18 protein-coding genes are annotated in these 16,029 nt (G+C 58.0%); all 18 read right to left on the minus strand.

Annotation, left to right across the window (positions count from 1 at the left end):
* Nucleotides 1-18: 18 nt before the first annotated feature.
* Nucleotides 19-630, minus strand: a complete 612-nt coding sequence (locus M4NBBH2_RS05755) for a hypothetical protein (RefSeq protein WP_116270067.1) — start codon at nucleotides 628-630, stop codon at nucleotides 19-21.
* 15 nt (nucleotides 631-645) lie between these two features.
* On the minus strand, nucleotides 646-1,143 hold the full coding sequence (locus tag M4NBBH2_RS05760; RefSeq protein WP_022443368.1) for an RDD family protein: 498 nt from the start codon (nucleotides 1,141-1,143) through the stop codon (nucleotides 646-648).
* A gap of 12 nt (nucleotides 1,144-1,155) precedes the next feature.
* The gene (gene hypE, locus M4NBBH2_RS05765) at nucleotides 1,156-2,208 is read right to left on the minus strand and encodes a hydrogenase expression/formation protein HypE (protein WP_116270068.1); all 1,053 of its coding nucleotides are present in this window, start codon (nucleotides 2,206-2,208) and stop codon (nucleotides 1,156-1,158) included.
* A 43-nt stretch (nucleotides 2,209-2,251) separates the two neighbouring features.
* Nucleotides 2,252-3,370 (minus strand): hydrogenase formation protein HypD, encoded by a 1,119-nt coding sequence (gene hypD, locus M4NBBH2_RS05770; protein WP_022443371.1) that lies wholly within the window; start codon nucleotides 3,368-3,370, stop codon nucleotides 2,252-2,254.
* Complete coding sequence (locus tag M4NBBH2_RS05775; protein ID WP_116270069.1) at nucleotides 3,367-3,621, minus strand: HypC/HybG/HupF family hydrogenase formation chaperone; 255 nt, start codon at nucleotides 3,619-3,621, stop codon at nucleotides 3,367-3,369. Before M4NBBH2_RS05775 ends, hypD begins: the two co-directional genes overlap by 4 nt.
* Before the next feature lie 28 nt (nucleotides 3,622-3,649).
* Nucleotides 3,650-5,992 (minus strand): carbamoyltransferase HypF, encoded by a 2,343-nt coding sequence (gene hypF, locus M4NBBH2_RS05780; protein ID WP_238691378.1) that lies wholly within the window; start codon nucleotides 5,990-5,992, stop codon nucleotides 3,650-3,652.
* Between the two features lie 61 nt (nucleotides 5,993-6,053).
* Nucleotides 6,054-6,899 carry a hydrogenase nickel incorporation protein HypB gene (hypB, locus tag M4NBBH2_RS05785; protein WP_116270071.1) on the minus strand — a complete coding sequence of 282 codons (846 nt, stop codon included), beginning with the start codon at nucleotides 6,897-6,899 and terminating at the stop codon, nucleotides 6,054-6,056.
* A gap of 64 nt (nucleotides 6,900-6,963) precedes the next feature.
* Complete coding sequence (gene hypA, locus M4NBBH2_RS05790; RefSeq protein WP_116270072.1) at nucleotides 6,964-7,335, minus strand: hydrogenase maturation nickel metallochaperone HypA; 372 nt, start codon at nucleotides 7,333-7,335, stop codon at nucleotides 6,964-6,966.
* Nucleotides 7,328-8,464, minus strand: a complete 1,137-nt coding sequence (locus M4NBBH2_RS05795) for a nickel-dependent hydrogenase large subunit (RefSeq protein ID WP_116270073.1) — start codon at nucleotides 8,462-8,464, stop codon at nucleotides 7,328-7,330. The genes hypA and M4NBBH2_RS05795 overlap by 8 nt, the downstream gene beginning before the upstream one ends.
* The gene (hybE, locus tag M4NBBH2_RS05800) at nucleotides 8,461-9,099 is read right to left on the minus strand and encodes a [NiFe]-hydrogenase assembly chaperone HybE (protein ID WP_160117768.1); all 639 of its coding nucleotides are present in this window, start codon (nucleotides 9,097-9,099) and stop codon (nucleotides 8,461-8,463) included. Before hybE ends, M4NBBH2_RS05795 begins: the two co-directional genes overlap by 4 nt.
* A 1-nt stretch (nucleotide 9,100) precedes the next feature.
* Nucleotides 9,101-9,346: a rubredoxin gene (locus M4NBBH2_RS05805; protein WP_116270075.1), complete on the minus strand. Its 246-nt coding sequence runs from the start codon at nucleotides 9,344-9,346 to the stop codon at nucleotides 9,101-9,103.
* Nucleotides 9,347-9,375: 29 nt separating this feature from the next.
* Nucleotides 9,376-10,194, minus strand: coding sequence for a hydrogenase expression/formation C-terminal domain-containing protein (locus M4NBBH2_RS05810; RefSeq protein WP_116270076.1), 819 nt, complete (start codon nucleotides 10,192-10,194; stop codon nucleotides 9,376-9,378).
* Between the two features lie 37 nt (nucleotides 10,195-10,231).
* Nucleotides 10,232-10,690: a thioredoxin domain-containing protein gene (locus M4NBBH2_RS05815; protein WP_116270077.1), complete on the minus strand. Its 459-nt coding sequence runs from the start codon at nucleotides 10,688-10,690 to the stop codon at nucleotides 10,232-10,234.
* Between the two features lie 26 nt (nucleotides 10,691-10,716).
* Nucleotides 10,717-11,046 carry a HypC/HybG/HupF family hydrogenase formation chaperone gene (locus M4NBBH2_RS05820; RefSeq protein WP_116270078.1) on the minus strand — a complete coding sequence of 110 codons (330 nt, stop codon included), beginning with the start codon at nucleotides 11,044-11,046 and terminating at the stop codon, nucleotides 10,717-10,719.
* Nucleotides 11,047-11,051: 5 nt separating this feature from the next.
* On the minus strand, nucleotides 11,052-11,708 hold the full coding sequence (locus M4NBBH2_RS05825) for a HyaD/HybD family hydrogenase maturation endopeptidase (protein ID WP_116270079.1): 657 nt from the start codon (nucleotides 11,706-11,708) through the stop codon (nucleotides 11,052-11,054).
* Nucleotides 11,709-11,881: 173 nt separating this feature from the next.
* Nucleotides 11,882-12,595 (minus strand): Ni/Fe-hydrogenase, b-type cytochrome subunit, encoded by a 714-nt coding sequence (cybH, locus tag M4NBBH2_RS05830; protein ID WP_116270080.1) that lies wholly within the window; start codon nucleotides 12,593-12,595, stop codon nucleotides 11,882-11,884.
* 11 nt (nucleotides 12,596-12,606) lie between these two features.
* On the minus strand, nucleotides 12,607-14,385 hold the full coding sequence (locus M4NBBH2_RS05835) for a nickel-dependent hydrogenase large subunit (protein WP_116270081.1): 1,779 nt from the start codon (nucleotides 14,383-14,385) through the stop codon (nucleotides 12,607-12,609).
* Nucleotides 14,378-15,481 (minus strand): hydrogenase small subunit, encoded by a 1,104-nt coding sequence (locus M4NBBH2_RS05840; protein WP_116270082.1) that lies wholly within the window; start codon nucleotides 15,479-15,481, stop codon nucleotides 14,378-14,380. The genes M4NBBH2_RS05835 and M4NBBH2_RS05840 overlap by 8 nt, the downstream gene beginning before the upstream one ends.
* Between the last annotated feature and the right edge of the window lie 548 nt (nucleotides 15,482-16,029).

Genomic DNA, 16,029 nt, shown 5'->3' on the forward strand with positions numbered 1-16,029 from the left:
CCGGGATTTCTGTCCGGATCAGGCTTCCTTTTCAGGCTCGCCGCTGAAATCCATGTGCTGGAACGCTTCAGGAAGTTCCACAGACTTGGAGGCGCCGGAAACGAGCTTCGCGAACACATCAAGCATTCCCTCGAAATCCGATTCATTCACCGGCTGATTGAAGCGCTTCATCAGCTGTTCAAATGTCGCGAATTTGCTGTAGACGTTCGAGAAAATGAGAATGAAGTTCTGCATCGCGGCCTCTTCCGTGCCGGCCGCGAAGTCCGGGCTTTTCTCGAAGAGATTGCCAGGAATAGAGTCAGCGAGCCACTTCACGAGCGGAACGCCGGCCCAGCCCGGAAGGGTCTTGCCGGGGAACTGTCCGAGGAAGAGCGCCGAGAGGAAGAAAAGCGCGCGATGTTCCTGATCGATCAGCCCCAGCGTCTCTTCATCAGGAGCCTCAGGAGCGTCAACACCGCGCTTCGCGGCATCCTGATACAGATCGCCGATCCGGCGGCAGCTTTCGCGGGCAACCGTGGCAGGAATCCGCAGGAAAGCCTTGACGGTTTCCGGATTCTTCAGATCAATATTGCCGGCATCCAGGAGTGCCTTGAGCTTCGCGGTTGTCGCATCCATTTTTTCTTCAGTCATGAAGCGTCCTTCACTTTATTTGGTTTTATTGTCCTGCCCGTTTTTCAGAATCACACGGGTTTTTGCCATGGTATCCCAGGGCTGGGCTTCGCGTCTCGAGGCCCAGAGATAGGAAAAGGGAAGCAGGAAGGGGTAGAGGAAGTACCAGAAGAGCCCGAAATTCAGAATGCCGCGGGCTCTCTGATAGGCCTGAAGGTAATTGATCCGTCCAAGCGTTTCCTGATCCACGACTCTCAGCTTCATCAGCATCTTTCCGGGCGTGGCACCGAAGAGGAAGAGAAAGACGGATTCGTACGACATGTGGCAGACGCCGAGAGTTGCCACCGCGCAGACAATAAAGAGAATGCCGGCCGTCTGGTCGGAACCAATATGGCCGGCTGCGTTCAGATACTCGTAGACCGCGCTGTACAGCATCAGGCCGCACGGGAATCCGATGATGAAGCAGATGAGGGAATCGATTCCCCGGGCGGCGGTGCGCCGCCTGAGGAGAGGATCACGGGGTTTTTTATCCATAGCCCCGGGAGTTTAGCAGATGCGCGGGAGCTGATCCGCGTTCAGCCAGTCGACCATGCGGACGCCGCCCATGAGGGTCGTCATCTGCACGTAGCCGCGGGCTTCATCCGTCACCGTGCCGACGATCGCGGATTCCTCACCGTGAGGCGCGGACTTCATGGCGGCGAGGCAGGCCTCGGCTTCGTCCTCAGGGACGATCGCGATCAGTTTGCCTTCGTTCGCGACGTAGAGCGGATCAAGGCCCAGGAATTCGCAGGCCTGAGCAACGTCCGAGTGGACCGGAATCGAGGCTTCGTTCAGCATGATGCCGACGTCACTCTGGGCCGCGATTTCGTTCAGCGTGGTGGCCAGACCGCCGCGCGTCGGGTCACGGAGCACATGGACGTGGGGAGCGGCAGCCGCAATGGCTTCCACCATGGTGTTGAGAGGTGCTGAGTCGCTGAGGATCTTGGAGCCGAAGGAGAGTCCTTCGCGCTCGGACATGATCGCCATGCCGTGGTCACCCATGGAACCCGAGATCAGCACCTTGTCGCCCGGTTTCGCAAGACGGCCGGAAACGTGAATCCCCGGAATCACTTCACCGAAACCGGTGGTCGTGATGTAGAGCCCGTCGCCGTGTCCCTTCTCAACCACCTTCGTGTCACCGGTCACAATCTGCACGCCCGCCTCATGCGCGGTGCGGGCCATCGATTCGATGATCTTTTCAAGCTTCGCGATTTCGAAACCTTCTTCGAGCACGAAGCAGGCCGCGATATAGAGAGGCTTCGCGCCGCACATCGCGACGTCATTCACCGTACCGGCAATGGCGAGGGATCCGATGTCGCCGCCCGGGAAGAAGAGCGGACGGATCACGTGAGCGTCGCAGGAAACGACCGGGGTGCCCTTGATTTCCGGGAGGAACGCGCCGTCGTGCCCCTCATCAAGAATCGGGTTCGAGAAGTACTTGCCGAACACCTGAGTGATCAGCTGTGCCGTTGCCCGGCCGCCGGCGCCGTGCGTGAGATCAATGATCCCGTGCTTCACGTCGATCGGAGTTGAGAAATAACGTCTTTTTTCTTCCGCCATATCTGTCCTTTTTTATTTTTAATCTTCGAATACCGGGAGGCTCTTACTTACGAAGCCGGCCGTAGCTGTAATAAGCTGCGCAGGCGCCTTCGCTCGAAACCATGCAGGAGCCGAGCGGATGAGCCGGCGTGCAGGCCTTGCCGAACGCCTTGCATTCAAACGGTTCCTTCTCGCCACGGAGAATAGCGCCGCACTGGCAGGCCTTGTTGTCGGGCACGTGGTGCTCAACGAGACCAAAGCGGGTTTCGGCATCAAATTCAGCGAATTCAGGCGAGAGCTTCAGAGCGGACTTCGGAACCGGGCCGAGGCCGCGCCACTCAAACGAGTCGCGGAGCGAGAAAACGCGGGCCATCAGATCGATGGCGCGGCGGTTGCCTTCCGGCACCACGGCACGGGTGAATTCATTTTCCACCTCATGACGGCCTTCGTTCACCTGCTTCACCAGCATGAGAATCGTCATCAGCATGTCGAGCGGCTCAAAACCGCAGATCACGACAGGCATCTTCCACTTCTCTGCGAACTGCGCGTAAGGCTCAGAGCCGATCACGACAGAAACGTGAGCCGGGCCGACAAGACCGTCGAGCACCGGGGCGTCCGCGCGCTTCGGTGCGGTGAGAAGAATGTGTTCCATTGCGGAAGGCGTGAGCACGTGGCAGCAGATCACGGAGAAATTCTTGATCTGCTCCTTCTTCGCTTCCAGCAGGCAGAGCGCCGTCGGGGGCGTTGTCGTTTCAAAGCCGATCGCGAAGAACACCACCTGGCGGTCCGGATTGTCGCGGGCGATCTGCAGCGCGTCCATCGGCGAATAGACCATACGGACGTCCGCACCTTCAGCCTTCGCCTTGAAAAGAGACTTGCCGCCGGAGGCCGGGACACGGAGCGTATCCGCGTACGTGCAGAGGATGGCGTTATGCTTCAGCGCGCATTCCATCGCCATATCGATACGGCCGATCGGAAGCACGCAGACCGGGCAGCCCGGTCCGTGAATCATATGGACATTCTTCGGCAGGATATCCGTGAGACCCCAGCGGGCGAGCACATGCGTGTGACCGCCGCAGAATTCCATGAAACGGTACTCACGGTTCGGATCCACCGTGGCGGCGAGCTCCGCCGCAATACCCTTGGCCTGTTCGGAATCGCGGTATTCAGTGACGAACTTCATGCTGCGGCTCCCGCTGCGGCAGCCGCACGGGCGCCGGACTGGGCAACTTCAGCAAGAACCTTGAGCGTGGCCTCGGCCTGCGCCTCATCGATCTTCTGAAGCGCGAAACCCACGTGGATCACGACCCAGTCGCCGGGCTGAGGATCCTCGATGAGACTGATGTTGATGTTCTTCTGAATGCCGCCGAGGTCAGCGATGGCCTCATCGGCGCTCAGAATCTTTTCGAGTTTTCCAGGAACTGCCAAGCACATATCAATGGTCCTTAAGTAAAAAAATCGTTTACGGAGAGACACGGTCTCCGCCGTCCAGAACGCCTTCACGGCGCGCGAGAGCGGCGAGCCACGCCTGACCGAGAGCGACGCCTCCATCGCCAGGAGGTACAGCCGAGGAGAGGAGCGGATGGATCCCAGCGCGGCCGAGGAGGCTGATGAGCCGGACGGTCATCCGGCGGTTCAAGAAGCAGCCGCCGGAGAGACAAAGCGGCAGATCCGCTTCATCCGGTCCGGTGAGCTGCAGAATCCAATCAGAAAGCGCGCGGGCGACGCCTTCATGGAAATCCGCGGATGCCTGGGAAACAGCATCCGGATCATGAGGGGTGTCAGCGAGCATCGCCATCAGGGGAAGAAGGGAAAGCGAGCCGTCAGGCAGGATTTCCCAGAGTTTTCCGAATTCGCGCGGCGTCTTCCCCTCAGCCGCGGATTCGAGCCGCATAGCGGCTGTCGCTTCATCATGCTGCGTGAGGCAGAGTCCGAGAAGCGCGGACGCTGCGTCAAACCACCGGCCCATGGCGGTGGTGACACCGGAGAGCCTGGAGTTGGCAATGACCTTTCGGATCATGCCTGAATTCGGTATTTCACGGAACCGCTCAGCGATTTCGTCTCCCCGCCCCAGAGCTTCGAGAACAGAGGAGGCCATGCGCCAGGGTTCACGCGCCGCGCGGTCGCCGCCAGGAAGCGGGAGAGCGAGCAGATGCGCTTCGCGGGTGAAGCCCGTGGGCGTGAGATGAAGCATTTCACCGCCCCAGGCTTTGCCGTCAGTGCCGAGACCCACGCCGTCAAGCGCGATGCCGCGGGCAGGACCTGTGATGCAGTATTCCGCCATCACAGCGCCGATATGGGCCCGGTGATGCTGCACGGCGTAGGCAGGGATCCCGCGCTCAAGCTCAATCCGGTGGGCGAGACGCGTGGAGAAGAAGTCCGGATGCAGGTCATGCGCCACCAGTTCGGGCGTGATTTCAAGCACCGCTTCGAGATGCTTCACCGCAAGCTCGAGCGCCTCACAGGAGCTTGCGTTCCCGAGGTCGCCGATATGCTGCGAAAGGAACGCCTCGCTGCCGCGGGTCAGGCAGGCAGTCACTTTGAGCCCCGGTCCGGTCGCGAGAACCGAAGGAGAGTCAAAGGCAAGCGGCACTGCTTCCGGCGTGTAGCCGCGGGCGCGCCGCACCATGCGGGGCTTATCCGCGACGACCCGGACAACCGAGTCGTCACAGCGAACGAGAATCTCGCGGTTATTCGCGAGAATGAAGTCCGCAATGCCGCCGAGACGCTGCAGCGCTTCTTCGTTTCCGATTACAAGCGGTTCTCCGCCCGGATTCGCACTGGTCATCACGAGTGTCCAGGGGAGCACGCGGCTGTCGAGCCACTCAACACCATCCGGCCGTCCGGCAGCCTCATGGAAGAGGAGCAGATGCACGGGGGTATAGGGGAGCATCACACCGAGTTCAGTGAGTCCCGGGGCAACGCCCTCGAGCTCAGTGTCGCAGAGCGGAGTCTTTTTGGCGAGAACAATCGGACGCGCGATGGACTCAAGGGTTTCGCGCTCGAGGTCTGAAAGCGTGACAAGCCGCGAGGCGGACACCGTATTGGCGCACATCACAGCAAGCGGTTTTTCGTCGCGGCGCTTCCGGGCGCGGAGCAGGTGAACCGCTTCAGCGTTTGCCGCGTCGCAGACGAGGTGGAAGCCGCCGAGCCCCTTCACCGCGAGGATCCGGCCTTCCTTCAGAAGCTTCACGGCATCGCGGATGGGATCATCCGTTTCGACGGTTTCGCCCGTATTTTTCCAGAGCATGAGCTTCGGACCGCAGACAGGGCAGGCGTTCGGCTGAGCGTGGAAACGCCGGTCTAGCGGATCGCGGTACTCCTTCAGACACTCGGGACACATCTTGAAAGGTGCCATTGAGGTCTGCGGGCGGTCGTAAGGCAGATGCCGGGTGATGGTGAAGCGGGGGCCGCAGTGCGTGCAGTTGGTGAACGCGTAGCGGTAGCGGCGGTTGCCGGGCGTGAACATATCGCGCGCGCATTCGCGGCAGGTCGCCGCGTCAGGCGTGATCGCGGTAGTGACATGCCCCGCTTCGCTCTCATGAATGGTGAAGGACGGATCGCCCTTCAGAGGAATTTCTCGGCTCAGAACCGTATCGATTCTCGCGAGCGGCGGTTTGGCGGCACGGAGTGCCGCTTCAAACCCCAGTACAGCTTCTCTCTCCCCCTCGATTTCGATCCCGACACCGGCCGCATCATTAAAGACGAAGCCGGTCAGATGGCGTTCAAGCGCTACCCGGTAAACGGTGGGCCGGAAACCAACCCCCTGTACAAGACCGGTTACGCGGACAAGCTGTCGGATCATCTGCGGTGTTTCTGGCATGAGAAATCGACCTGATAGTGGAGAGAAAAGCTTATTTCGTCAATCAGAGAGTGGCGAGCGTGAGCTCGGTTTCGAGCCACTTCATCCACTTATCCATGCCGTCACCCTTCATGGCGGAAACGCGGAGGCAGCGGATCTTCGGATTCACGCGGCGGGCGTACTCTTCGCACTTATCGATAGCAAAGTTCACGTAGGGCAGCAGATCAATCTTGTTGATCAGCATCAGGTCAGCGGCCTGGAACATATCCGGGTACTTGAGGGGCTTGTCAGCACCTTCAGTCACCGAAATCACGACCACCTTGTGGGCTTCGCCGAGGTCGAACTCAGCCGGGCAGACGAGGTTGCCGACGTTTTCGATCAGAACAGCACTGCCGTCCTTCGGTTCAAGGTGATGAAGCGCCTCGTGCACCATGGCAGCGTCGAGGTGGCAGCCCTTGCCCGTGTTGATCTGAATGGACTTTGCGCCGGCCGAGCGGATGCGGTCAGCGTCGTTCGCCGTTTCCTGATCGCCTTCGATCACGGTGATCGGGAGCTTCTCGGGATCAGCGCGGCGGATCGTTTCGGAGAGCAGTTCAGTCTTTCCGGATCCGGGGCTCGAAACGAAGTTCAGAGCGAGGATGTGATGCTCAGCAAAGAAGGCGCGGTTTCCGGCGGCAACAGCGTTGTTGCGGGAAAGGATGTCTTCTTCAACGGAGATCGTGGACTCGTGGGAGTGGTCGTGCTCATGGGTATGGGCATGTTCATGATCGTGCGTGTGGGCATGATCATGGTCGTGATCGTGATGATGATCGTGCTCGTGTTCTCCAGCGTGAATCGTCACGTTGCCGTTTTCATCCGTATGGGAATGCATATGGGAATGATCACCACCGCAGCCGCAGGTTGCACACATAGCGTTTGACTCCTTAAGTTTTAGAAATCCAGTTTATTTCTATTTGTAAATGAAAGTGAGGCTATCAGGAATCGGCCTTATCCGAATCTTCGGGTGTTGTCGCCTTGATATCCACGACCCGCATGTCGCGTCCCCCGGAAACCACTACCTGATAACCGCCGCAGATCGGGCAGGCGTCTCCGAACCGGTGATACGGGACATCTTTCTGGCAGGTCATGCACCAGGCGCGTCCCTCCGGCCGGTCAATCACGAGCTTTGCGTCATTCGCGACCGTGCCTTTTTTCACCGATTCAAAGGCGAAGGCAAGGGCCTCGATCTCAACATTGGAAAGTTCGCCTACAGCAACGCGGACTTCAGAGACCGCCGTGGCGTGGGCGCCTTCCGCGGCGCGTTCGACTACGTCAATCACGCCTTCAGCGAGTGAGACTTCATGCATTGGCAGACTCCGTTTCAATTCTGAAGGGGACGCAGGCGTCGAACTGCCGGACAACCAGTTCCGCGCGGGTACGCCATGAATCCCAGTTGGTAACACCAAGGCGGGAAAGCGCCTGTTCGGCGGCTCCGCCCGGAGCGAAGTTCCATTCAGTCGGAGCGACGATCGTTGACTCGATCATCTTTCCGTTTTCAATCCTCAGTCGATGAATCAGGGTGCCTCGGGCGGTTTCAACAAAACCGATACCGACCCCGGGTTCAGGGCTGAATCCGGAAACGAGTTTCTCCGGTTCCTCAAACGACTGCATCCAGGAGCCAAGCTCAAGGAGCCTAGCGTAGAAATAGAGGAATGTGCCTGCGCCGTTCGCGAGATACTCGGGCATCAGCGCAGGCGACTCATAGCGGCGGCCAAGAGCCGAAGTCTGCGCGGATCCAAGTGTGAGAGACGGTGCCGTGCAGAAACCTTCCCGCGTCAGATGAGCCGCGAGATCCTTTCTCACGGCAGCGCTTGCGGTGCTGAGCGCCGGAACACTGCTTCTGCCGAGTTCCCGAGGGAGAGTAAGCAGATAGGAGAAAACCGGGCGGAGAACGGTGCTCCTTGAATCGACCCAGGTTTCCACCTGATCAGTCGGGCGCCAGTCACCGAGCGTCGGAATGTCCTCCGTCTGATAGAGAAGTTCATTCGCACAGTCAGCGACATCTTTCCTCAGAGCCTCCAGTTCTTTCTGTGAAAGCCGTGAGACACCGGTTACGCGGGTGCGGAGCCTGCCAATCAGTTTCGCGTCGCTCCGGGATTCAATATCGAGAGAACGCGGCAGCTCAAAGGCAAGACAGCGCAGATGTTCAATCATCGCTTCCAGCTGGACACCGGCGGCCCACTTTGCAAGGTCCTCAGATGTCGGACCGCCTTCTGCATACGCGCGGGCAGCCCGCCATGCGGTCGACTGGGCGACCGGGCAGAGGGTGTAAAGCATGGAGATGAGGGTCGGGATCGACTCGTCAGCCTGACGGCCTTCCAGCAGCTTTGACACCATCGGACCGCGGGTGCTCCGGGTCCTCGCGCTGACAGGCACGCCGTCCTTGGTGTCAACCGTTACGATGATGGCTCCGAAATCAGGCAGCGCACCCGTCATAGTTTCTCCTTGCCGGAAGCAGTTTCAGCACGGTCCTTGGCAGCTTCAACCGTTTTAGTGAAGATCTCACGGCGGGACATCGGGGTCTTCGTGTCGATCAGAGGAGCCTGAGGTTCAGGATCCGGAGCCTTCGCCGGGGTGAGGGGAATAGAGCCCTCATTTGGGTCCGGTTCCTTATAGTCTTCTTTAGGCGGATTCAGCATCGTGTCGAGCGAAATCCGGGCGACTGCCTCTCCTGTGGCCTGATCACCGATTTCCCAGGTCGGGGAGAGGAGCGAACAGCTCTGGTAACCGCCGAGGTCAGGATCAAGCACACCCATGAAGCTGAAGTCACCGCCCGGGAGTTCAACACTGCCGATCTTCGTTTCCGGAATGACTTTCCAGGTAGCGGGGTCGCCGCAGGCCCGAATCACGAGAATCGACCACGGCGTGACAATGCCGCCAACCCACTGACCGTTTACTTTTTTGAACGGGACAGAAGAGACGTGCAGCTTCGGATTGAGGATCGGAACGCCTTTCATGCGGGTGTTCGCGATGCGCTCGAATCCAGCCCGGAAGAATGCTTCCGGGCTGTCACGGAAGACCCGCGTCTTGATCTTCACAGGAACCTTTTTCTGAATCTGATCATTCGCCATCCTAGACCTCCTCATCATCGTCGAGAACGATGAAAGAGTGGTGAGGACAGCCGCAGGCGGGGCAGTCGTAATTGTCCGGAATCTCTGCAAAGGGAGTTCCGGGAGGCACCTGCCACTCCTCGCAGCCTTCCGCAGGATCGTAAACGAAACCGCACACCTTGCACTGCATGCGGGTTTCAGGCTTGATACGGCTCGCTTCAAGCGTCTTGAGAACGCTCAGCGGGTCATTCGTCATCATTCCGGACATGATTCTCTCCTCAATTCAAACGGATGGAATTACAGTGCGCCGCGGGACAGATCGAGTTCGACCCACTCGATAAGATCGTCCATCTTCTTGATGGCACCGGGGAGGTCTTCTGCGGTGCTCGGAATTTCAGGAGGAAGCGGCGTTGCTTCAACCTGATCGAGCAGTTCCTTGCCGGCCTTGTTCAGAATGCGGCTGCGCCACAGACCGCGGACCGAAGTCTGACGGATCGTGCTCTTCGCGAAGCCCTGCATCTGAACTTCGATCGTGCCTTCGCCCAGAACCTTGTTGATGTAGTCCTTGTCATTGGGGGAAAGAGGCTGGCGGGTCAGTTCAACAGCCACCGGGACCATCGTCGGATCAAAATGGTCGAAGTCAACATCCTTCGCGGCGGCATTCAGTTCGGAAATGATGGCGGGAGCAGCGAAAAGACCGTCCGGTTTTTCTGCCGGTTCTTCGATCTTATCCTTCATGTCGCGGGCGGCGTAAGTGAGAACGACGTCAGGGATGTAAGCAACGACGAGCAGATCCTGCTGGCCGATCAGCATGCGCCAGATGGTCGGGACATTCGTCTCCTCCATACGGATCTGACCTCCGCCCATCGTGATGCGGATTTCACCCTTGGAGAGCGTGTCGAAGAGGAACTTCTTGAAGGGACCGTCCTTCTGACCCAGATCCGTCACTGAGTGAAGCCGGCCGCCTTCCTTCTGGGTTTTGACCAGCAGATCGCGGGTCTCGCGGAGCCAGTTGAGGGTTTCGCGGGCAGCAGCGAGTCTTTCCTCAGAGGTGGATTCCTTCTTGGCCTCGCGGGCAGCGGCGAGGATGCTATCAGCAGAAATAGGAGCTGTCATAGTGTGTGTCTGTCAGTAGATTAATGAAAAGGGTTCGTCAGTTAGCCTGGATCGAAATCGTGCGGCGGGCAGGTGCCGTACGGCCGCCGATTTCAGCAAGACCGCTGATGTATTCGTTCCAGTTCTTAAGTCCCTGGAGACCGCCGAGCCATTCACCGTCACGGTAGAAACCGACTGCCGGGAGGCGGGTCAGGCCGAGACGGCTCGCGATGGCGCGGCCCACGGCAGGGTCAGTGAAGCCCTTTGCGGCAATGTGATCCTGGAACACCTTAGCAACTTCAGGAGCGATTACTGCCATGTCAATCGTCTCCTTGAAAGTGGTCGGGTTATCAGCGAAGAAAATCAGAACGAGTCCCTTGGCGGACTTGAATTCTTCAAGGTTTTCCTCATTCACGCGGACGAAGCCTTCTTTTCCCCAAAGCCGGTTGAAGATCGGATGATCGTCAACGTTGACGATGGTAATCTCGCGGGTCGGGTCATTCAGTTTTGACGGCATTGTCTCTTTTCCTTTGTTTTTCTGAATTACTGCTTGTTAACCTTAACCTGAGCCTTCAGGAAGTCGGGAAGTTCGCCCGTATGCGCCGTGATATCGGCAAAGGCGTCATCAAGCTGGCTCTGTGTGGCGGTGCCGCTCATTACGTCAGAAAGAGCGACGAGGGCGGTACGCATTTTGAGCGCCTCATCCTCTGTCATGCGGCGCTGGGAAGCGCCCTGGAATACCAGAAGCCATTCACCAGGCGTGGCCAGTCCCGTGAGCTCCGTGTTGACAGTCTCGGTCTTTTCACCGGAATCACAGACCGCAGAGAAGTTATCGGAAACCGAAACGACCTTCATCGGAATCGCAATACACATGGTTTTCACTCCTTTTCAGAGATCGGGTTTCCATTCTGATCTCTTTTTGAAAAGAACCGGAGGTCTGCGTAGCGGCAAGCCTCTTCTTCCGACGGGCGGCCTTCTTCATAAGGCTTACGCTCAAGGCAGGATTCGCCGAGCGTTTCTGCTTTTTCATCCGGGGTGCGGGGTTCAATCTTGAAGCCCCACTCCTTCAGCTGCTTCGCGGCTTCTTCCACCATGCCGGGGACGGCAGCGCTCACTTCGGGGGTAAGGGAACCGCCGTAATCCTCGAGATCACCCGGCTGGCAGCCGAGCACGACGATTTCATCAGGGTAGCGGCCAAGAAGCTTCGCCACGGCAAAAAGATCATTCAGACCTTCCTGGTGCGCGCTCATCTTGGTGTTCAGCCACGGATTGATATCTTCTTTCTTCAGAACTTTGCAGGTGCCGGGAAGTTCATTGAATTCGCAGGCATCGAAAATGATGATCTTCGAGCAGCTCTCAATGTACTCAGAGAGATAGAAACCGAGTGTACCGCCGTCCAGTACCAGAACATCTTCAGGACACTTCCAGGCTTCGTTGAACGCTTCTACTGCCCGGACGCCGAATCCCTCATCTGCCCACAGGATATTGCCGATGCCCAGAACAACCACGGGGTATTTTTTATTGCTGTCTGACATGTGTCTAACCACTCCCTGATGGAACACGAAAATTAGCCATCACAAATGTGCGGGAGTGAGGTTAGCAAAAAAAAAAGACCGAAACCACCACCATGGGGTTGAAGTTCCGGTCTTTATCCCTATTCCTACGTACTACCCCCTATCCAAAGGGATAGTACGAAAGGATGTGAGGATTACTTCGCGTGCTTGAACATGCGAAGGCCATTCGTGATGGCGGACAGTTCCGTCGCGCCGCCCATGATGTCCTCGCGGGCAGCCATGTAGAAATGGGCCACCATGAAGAGCGTGAAGACATACATCAGAGCGTGATGGAACGTGCGGACTGCCTGAGCGTTATCGCCGAAGAGAGCGAACACCCAGCCGGTCATGATGTCCCAGCCAGAGCCGGCGCCGTAAGGCTGTCCATAGAGTGCAAGGCCCGTGATGATGATGCAGAAGGAGCCGAGCACGAAGAAGCCGAACATGGCGGTAGCAGCGAGCGGGTTATGCGCCGCATACTCCGGAGACGTCTTCTTGATGAACAGGTAGTACAGAGCCTGATCCCAGATGCCTTTCAGGAACTTAAAGGACCAGAAAGGCGGCAGGAAGATCTGATGAGCGTAGCGGTTGCCCATGAACGCCCAGAAAATACGGTAGACAAACAGACCAGTGAAGCAGATGCCCGCGATGAAGTGAATCATACGGATATCGGCGAACTGGAACGTCGCCCAGGTATTTCCCAGATTGGCTTCCAGAGGACGCCCGATCAGGTAACCAGTGACGATCATCGTAAACATCGTGATGACCATGAGCCAGTGCCAGACACGTACCGGAGCTTCCCAGACGTATATCGGGCGCTTATCGCCATCACTCAAGTCTACTTCGTAAGTAACCTTATCAATTTTCATGAGGTTCCTCCTTACTCGGATACGACCTTCGTAATTTCTTTGCCCTCAGGGTCGAAAAGGTGAGAAGAGCAGGCGAGGCACGGGTCGAAGGAGTGGATCGTACGAAGGATCTCGAGCGGCTTCTTCGGATCGATGATCGGAGTGCCGAGCAGAGAGGCTTCGAACGCGCCGTGCTGACCATTGGCGTCACGCGGGCAGGCGTTCCAGGTGGTCGGAACCACAGCCTGCCAGTTGGCGATCTTGCCGTCCTTAATGACGCACCAGTGGCTCAGAGCGCCACGCGGAGCTTCGCAGAGACCGACGCCCTTGCATTCCTTCGGCCAGGTCGACGGATCCCACTTCTCCATGTTGGCAGCCACTTCGTCGCCGCCCTTGATGTTGGCGGTGAGGTCGTCAACATACTTCACCATCAGGTCAGCAGCCACGACCGCGTCGATAGCGCGGGCAGCTGTACGGCCGAGGGTGGAGAACACAGCTTCGAGCGGAAGGTTCATTTCCTTCAGCAGAGCGTCAACCGGCTCCTTGTAGACTTCCTTGCCGAGGGCGTAACCGACCACGACACGGGCGAGCGGACCGACTTCCATCGTGTGACCCTTCCACTTCGGGGTCTTGATCCAGGAGTACTTGCCGTCACCGCCGAGCCAGCTGAACTTGGTCTTCGTGCCGACAGAGCCCTTCGGGAGTTCGAAGTGCGGAACAGTCTCACCGTCAAACGGATAGAGGCCCAGATCCTTCGTATCCTTGCCTTCGTTGCTATAGGTGAACCAGGAGTGGTCAACGAATTCCTGAATTTCCTTCGGATCGTTCGGGTTGACCGGATGGACTTCCTTCAGGTTGCCGTCGACGATGGCGCCGCCCGGCATCACGAGGTTGTCGTTGCTCCAGTCGTTCGGACGGACAGGGAATTCGCCGAAGGAGAGCAGGTTCTTGGAGCTGATGCCGCCGCCGTACTTGAACCACTCGGGGTAGAAGGAAGCGATGGCCTTGATGTCAGGCATGTAGACATTCTTCACGAAGTCGACGGTGTACTTGGCGATATCGCGCATGTAGTTCATCGTCACTTCGTTGATCATGTCGCCGGCAGCGCCGGTGCTGTTCATGTTGATCGGGCAGGGAACGCCGCCGACCAGGTAGTTCGGGTGCGGGTTCTTGCCGCCGAGAATCGTGTGGATCTTAACGATTTCGCGCTGGAAGTCGAGAGCTTCCAGGTAGTGAGCCGTCGCGAGCAGGTTAACCGCGGGCGGCAGCTTCATGGCGGGGTGACCCCAGTAGCCGTTCTTGAAGATGGACAGCTGGCCGCCGGCAACGGAGGCCTTCAGCTGGCGCTGAATGTCGGCGAAGTAGCCGGCGCCGTTCAGTTCGTGCGTCGGGGAGATCTTCGACTCGATAGCAGCGGCTTCGCGCGGATCAGCGTTCAGAGCGCTGATAACGTCAACCCAGTCCAGAGCGTGGAGCTGATAGAAGTGGGTCACGTGGTCCTGAACGAACAGCACAGCGTTCATCAGGTTACGGATGATGTTGGCGTTGGTCGGGATCTTGATGCCGATAGCACCTTCCACAGCGCGGACAGCAGCCAGAGCGTGAATGCCGGTGCAGACGCCGCAGATACGTTCCGTGAAGGCCCAGGCGTCGCGGGGATCGCGGCCCTTCAGAATCACTTCAATGCCGCGCCACATCGTGCCGGTGGACCAAGCGTCGGCAATCTTGCCGTCGCCGCCCAGAACGGCCTGCATGCGCATATGACCCTCAATTCTGGTCAGCGGGTCAACGACGATACGGGTTTCACTCATGACGATCCTCTCCGATATGCTTGTTATTGGTCTTCGAGCGTGCCTGGACAACTGCGCTGGCCGCGATATGGGCGGCAGCGGCGACGCCGACAACGGCCATCACACCAAGGCCGACCTTGTCAACGGTCGCTTCAACACCACCCCAGCCCGGAGGCAGAACGGTGGTTTCGTGATCATAGAAGGAGCCCTTGTCGAAGTAGTCGGCTTCGGCGCAGCCAAGGCAGCCGTGGCCAGACTGAACCGGCCAGGACAGGCCTTCATTCCAGCGGATGGTGGAGCAGGGGGAGTACGTGACCGGGCCCTTGCAGCCAACCTTGTACAGGCAGTAGCCGAGCTTCGCGCCTTCGTCATCGAAGTGCTCAACGAACTGACCGGCGTCGAAGTGACCGCGGCGATAGCACTTGTCGTGAATACGCTGGCCATAGAACATCTTCGGACGGCCCTGACGGTCGAGCGGGGGCAGACGGTCATAGGTGAGGATGTAGGTGAGAACGCCAGTCATCACTTCGGCGATCGGGGGGCAGCCCGGGACCATAACGATCGGCTTGTCCTTGATCACTTCGTTGATCGGCACAGCGTGGGTCGGATTCGGCTTGGCAGCCTGGACGCAGCCCCAGGAGGCGCAGGAGCCCCAGCTGATCACAGCCTTGGCGCCAGCAGCAACGTGCTGGATCTTGTTCTTGAAGATTTCACCGCCAGGGATGCAGAACGTGCCGTCGCCGGCGAGAGGCACATTGCCTTCGACCGCGAGGATGTACTGACCCTTGTACTTCGTAATGGTGTCTTCGAGAGCCGCTTCAGCCTGTTCACCGGCAGCTGCCATGATGGTGTCGTCGTAGTCGAGCGAAACCATGGAGAGGACGATGTCCTTGGCGATCGGGTGATAAGAACGGATGAAGGATTCGGTGCAGCAGGTGCACTCAAGACCGTGAAGCCAGACCACCGGAACGCGGGGTTTGGTCTGCATCGCGGTAGCGATATCCTTGGCGCCGGCGCTGCCGAGGCCGAGGCTGGCAGCGGTGAGGGAGCAGAACTGCAGGAAGCTCCTGCGGCTTACACCCTGACGGCGAAGGGCCTCGTATTGTGTTTCAGCCATAGCTATCTCCTATAGAAGCTTTGCGGTTTCCTGATGAAGCGATGGAAGCCGTTTAGCCACTTTATTTGACGTTTGTTATTGGTAAAACTGTGACTAACGGAAAAAATCCTGCCTCAGTTTTTTTGCTTCACCGTAAATTTAAGAAGTGCAGGCCGAATTGGGAATACTTTTTTAAAAACGCATTTGGTTTAAGGTTAAACCCTTATGTAAATTTTTACAGTATCTTGTAGTTTAAGAAAATATATCCCCATATAGGTAATTACTTGATCTGCATCAGTCATAGTCAGTTACAAGTCGAATTATTTTGCGGATAACGAAAAATAAGGGATTAGTCGGTAGTAAGGGTATGTACCTACCAGAAAAAGAGCAGACCTAAAGACCCAATGCGAAGGTTGGGGAAAGGAACGAATCCTTAAGCAAGGCTTAAGCGCAGATTCCTAGACTCCCGATAGCGTTTTTTGAGGAGGGGAGAATTGCGCCCGAAAAAAGCCCCCCTCTCTTATAGCCGGTAACCGCCGGCTGACGCCATGCTCTATTTATTTACTGAC

The organism is Mesosutterella multiformis, assembly GCF_003402575.1.
Classification (GTDB): Bacteria; Pseudomonadota; Gammaproteobacteria; order Burkholderiales; family Burkholderiaceae_F; genus Mesosutterella; species Mesosutterella multiformis.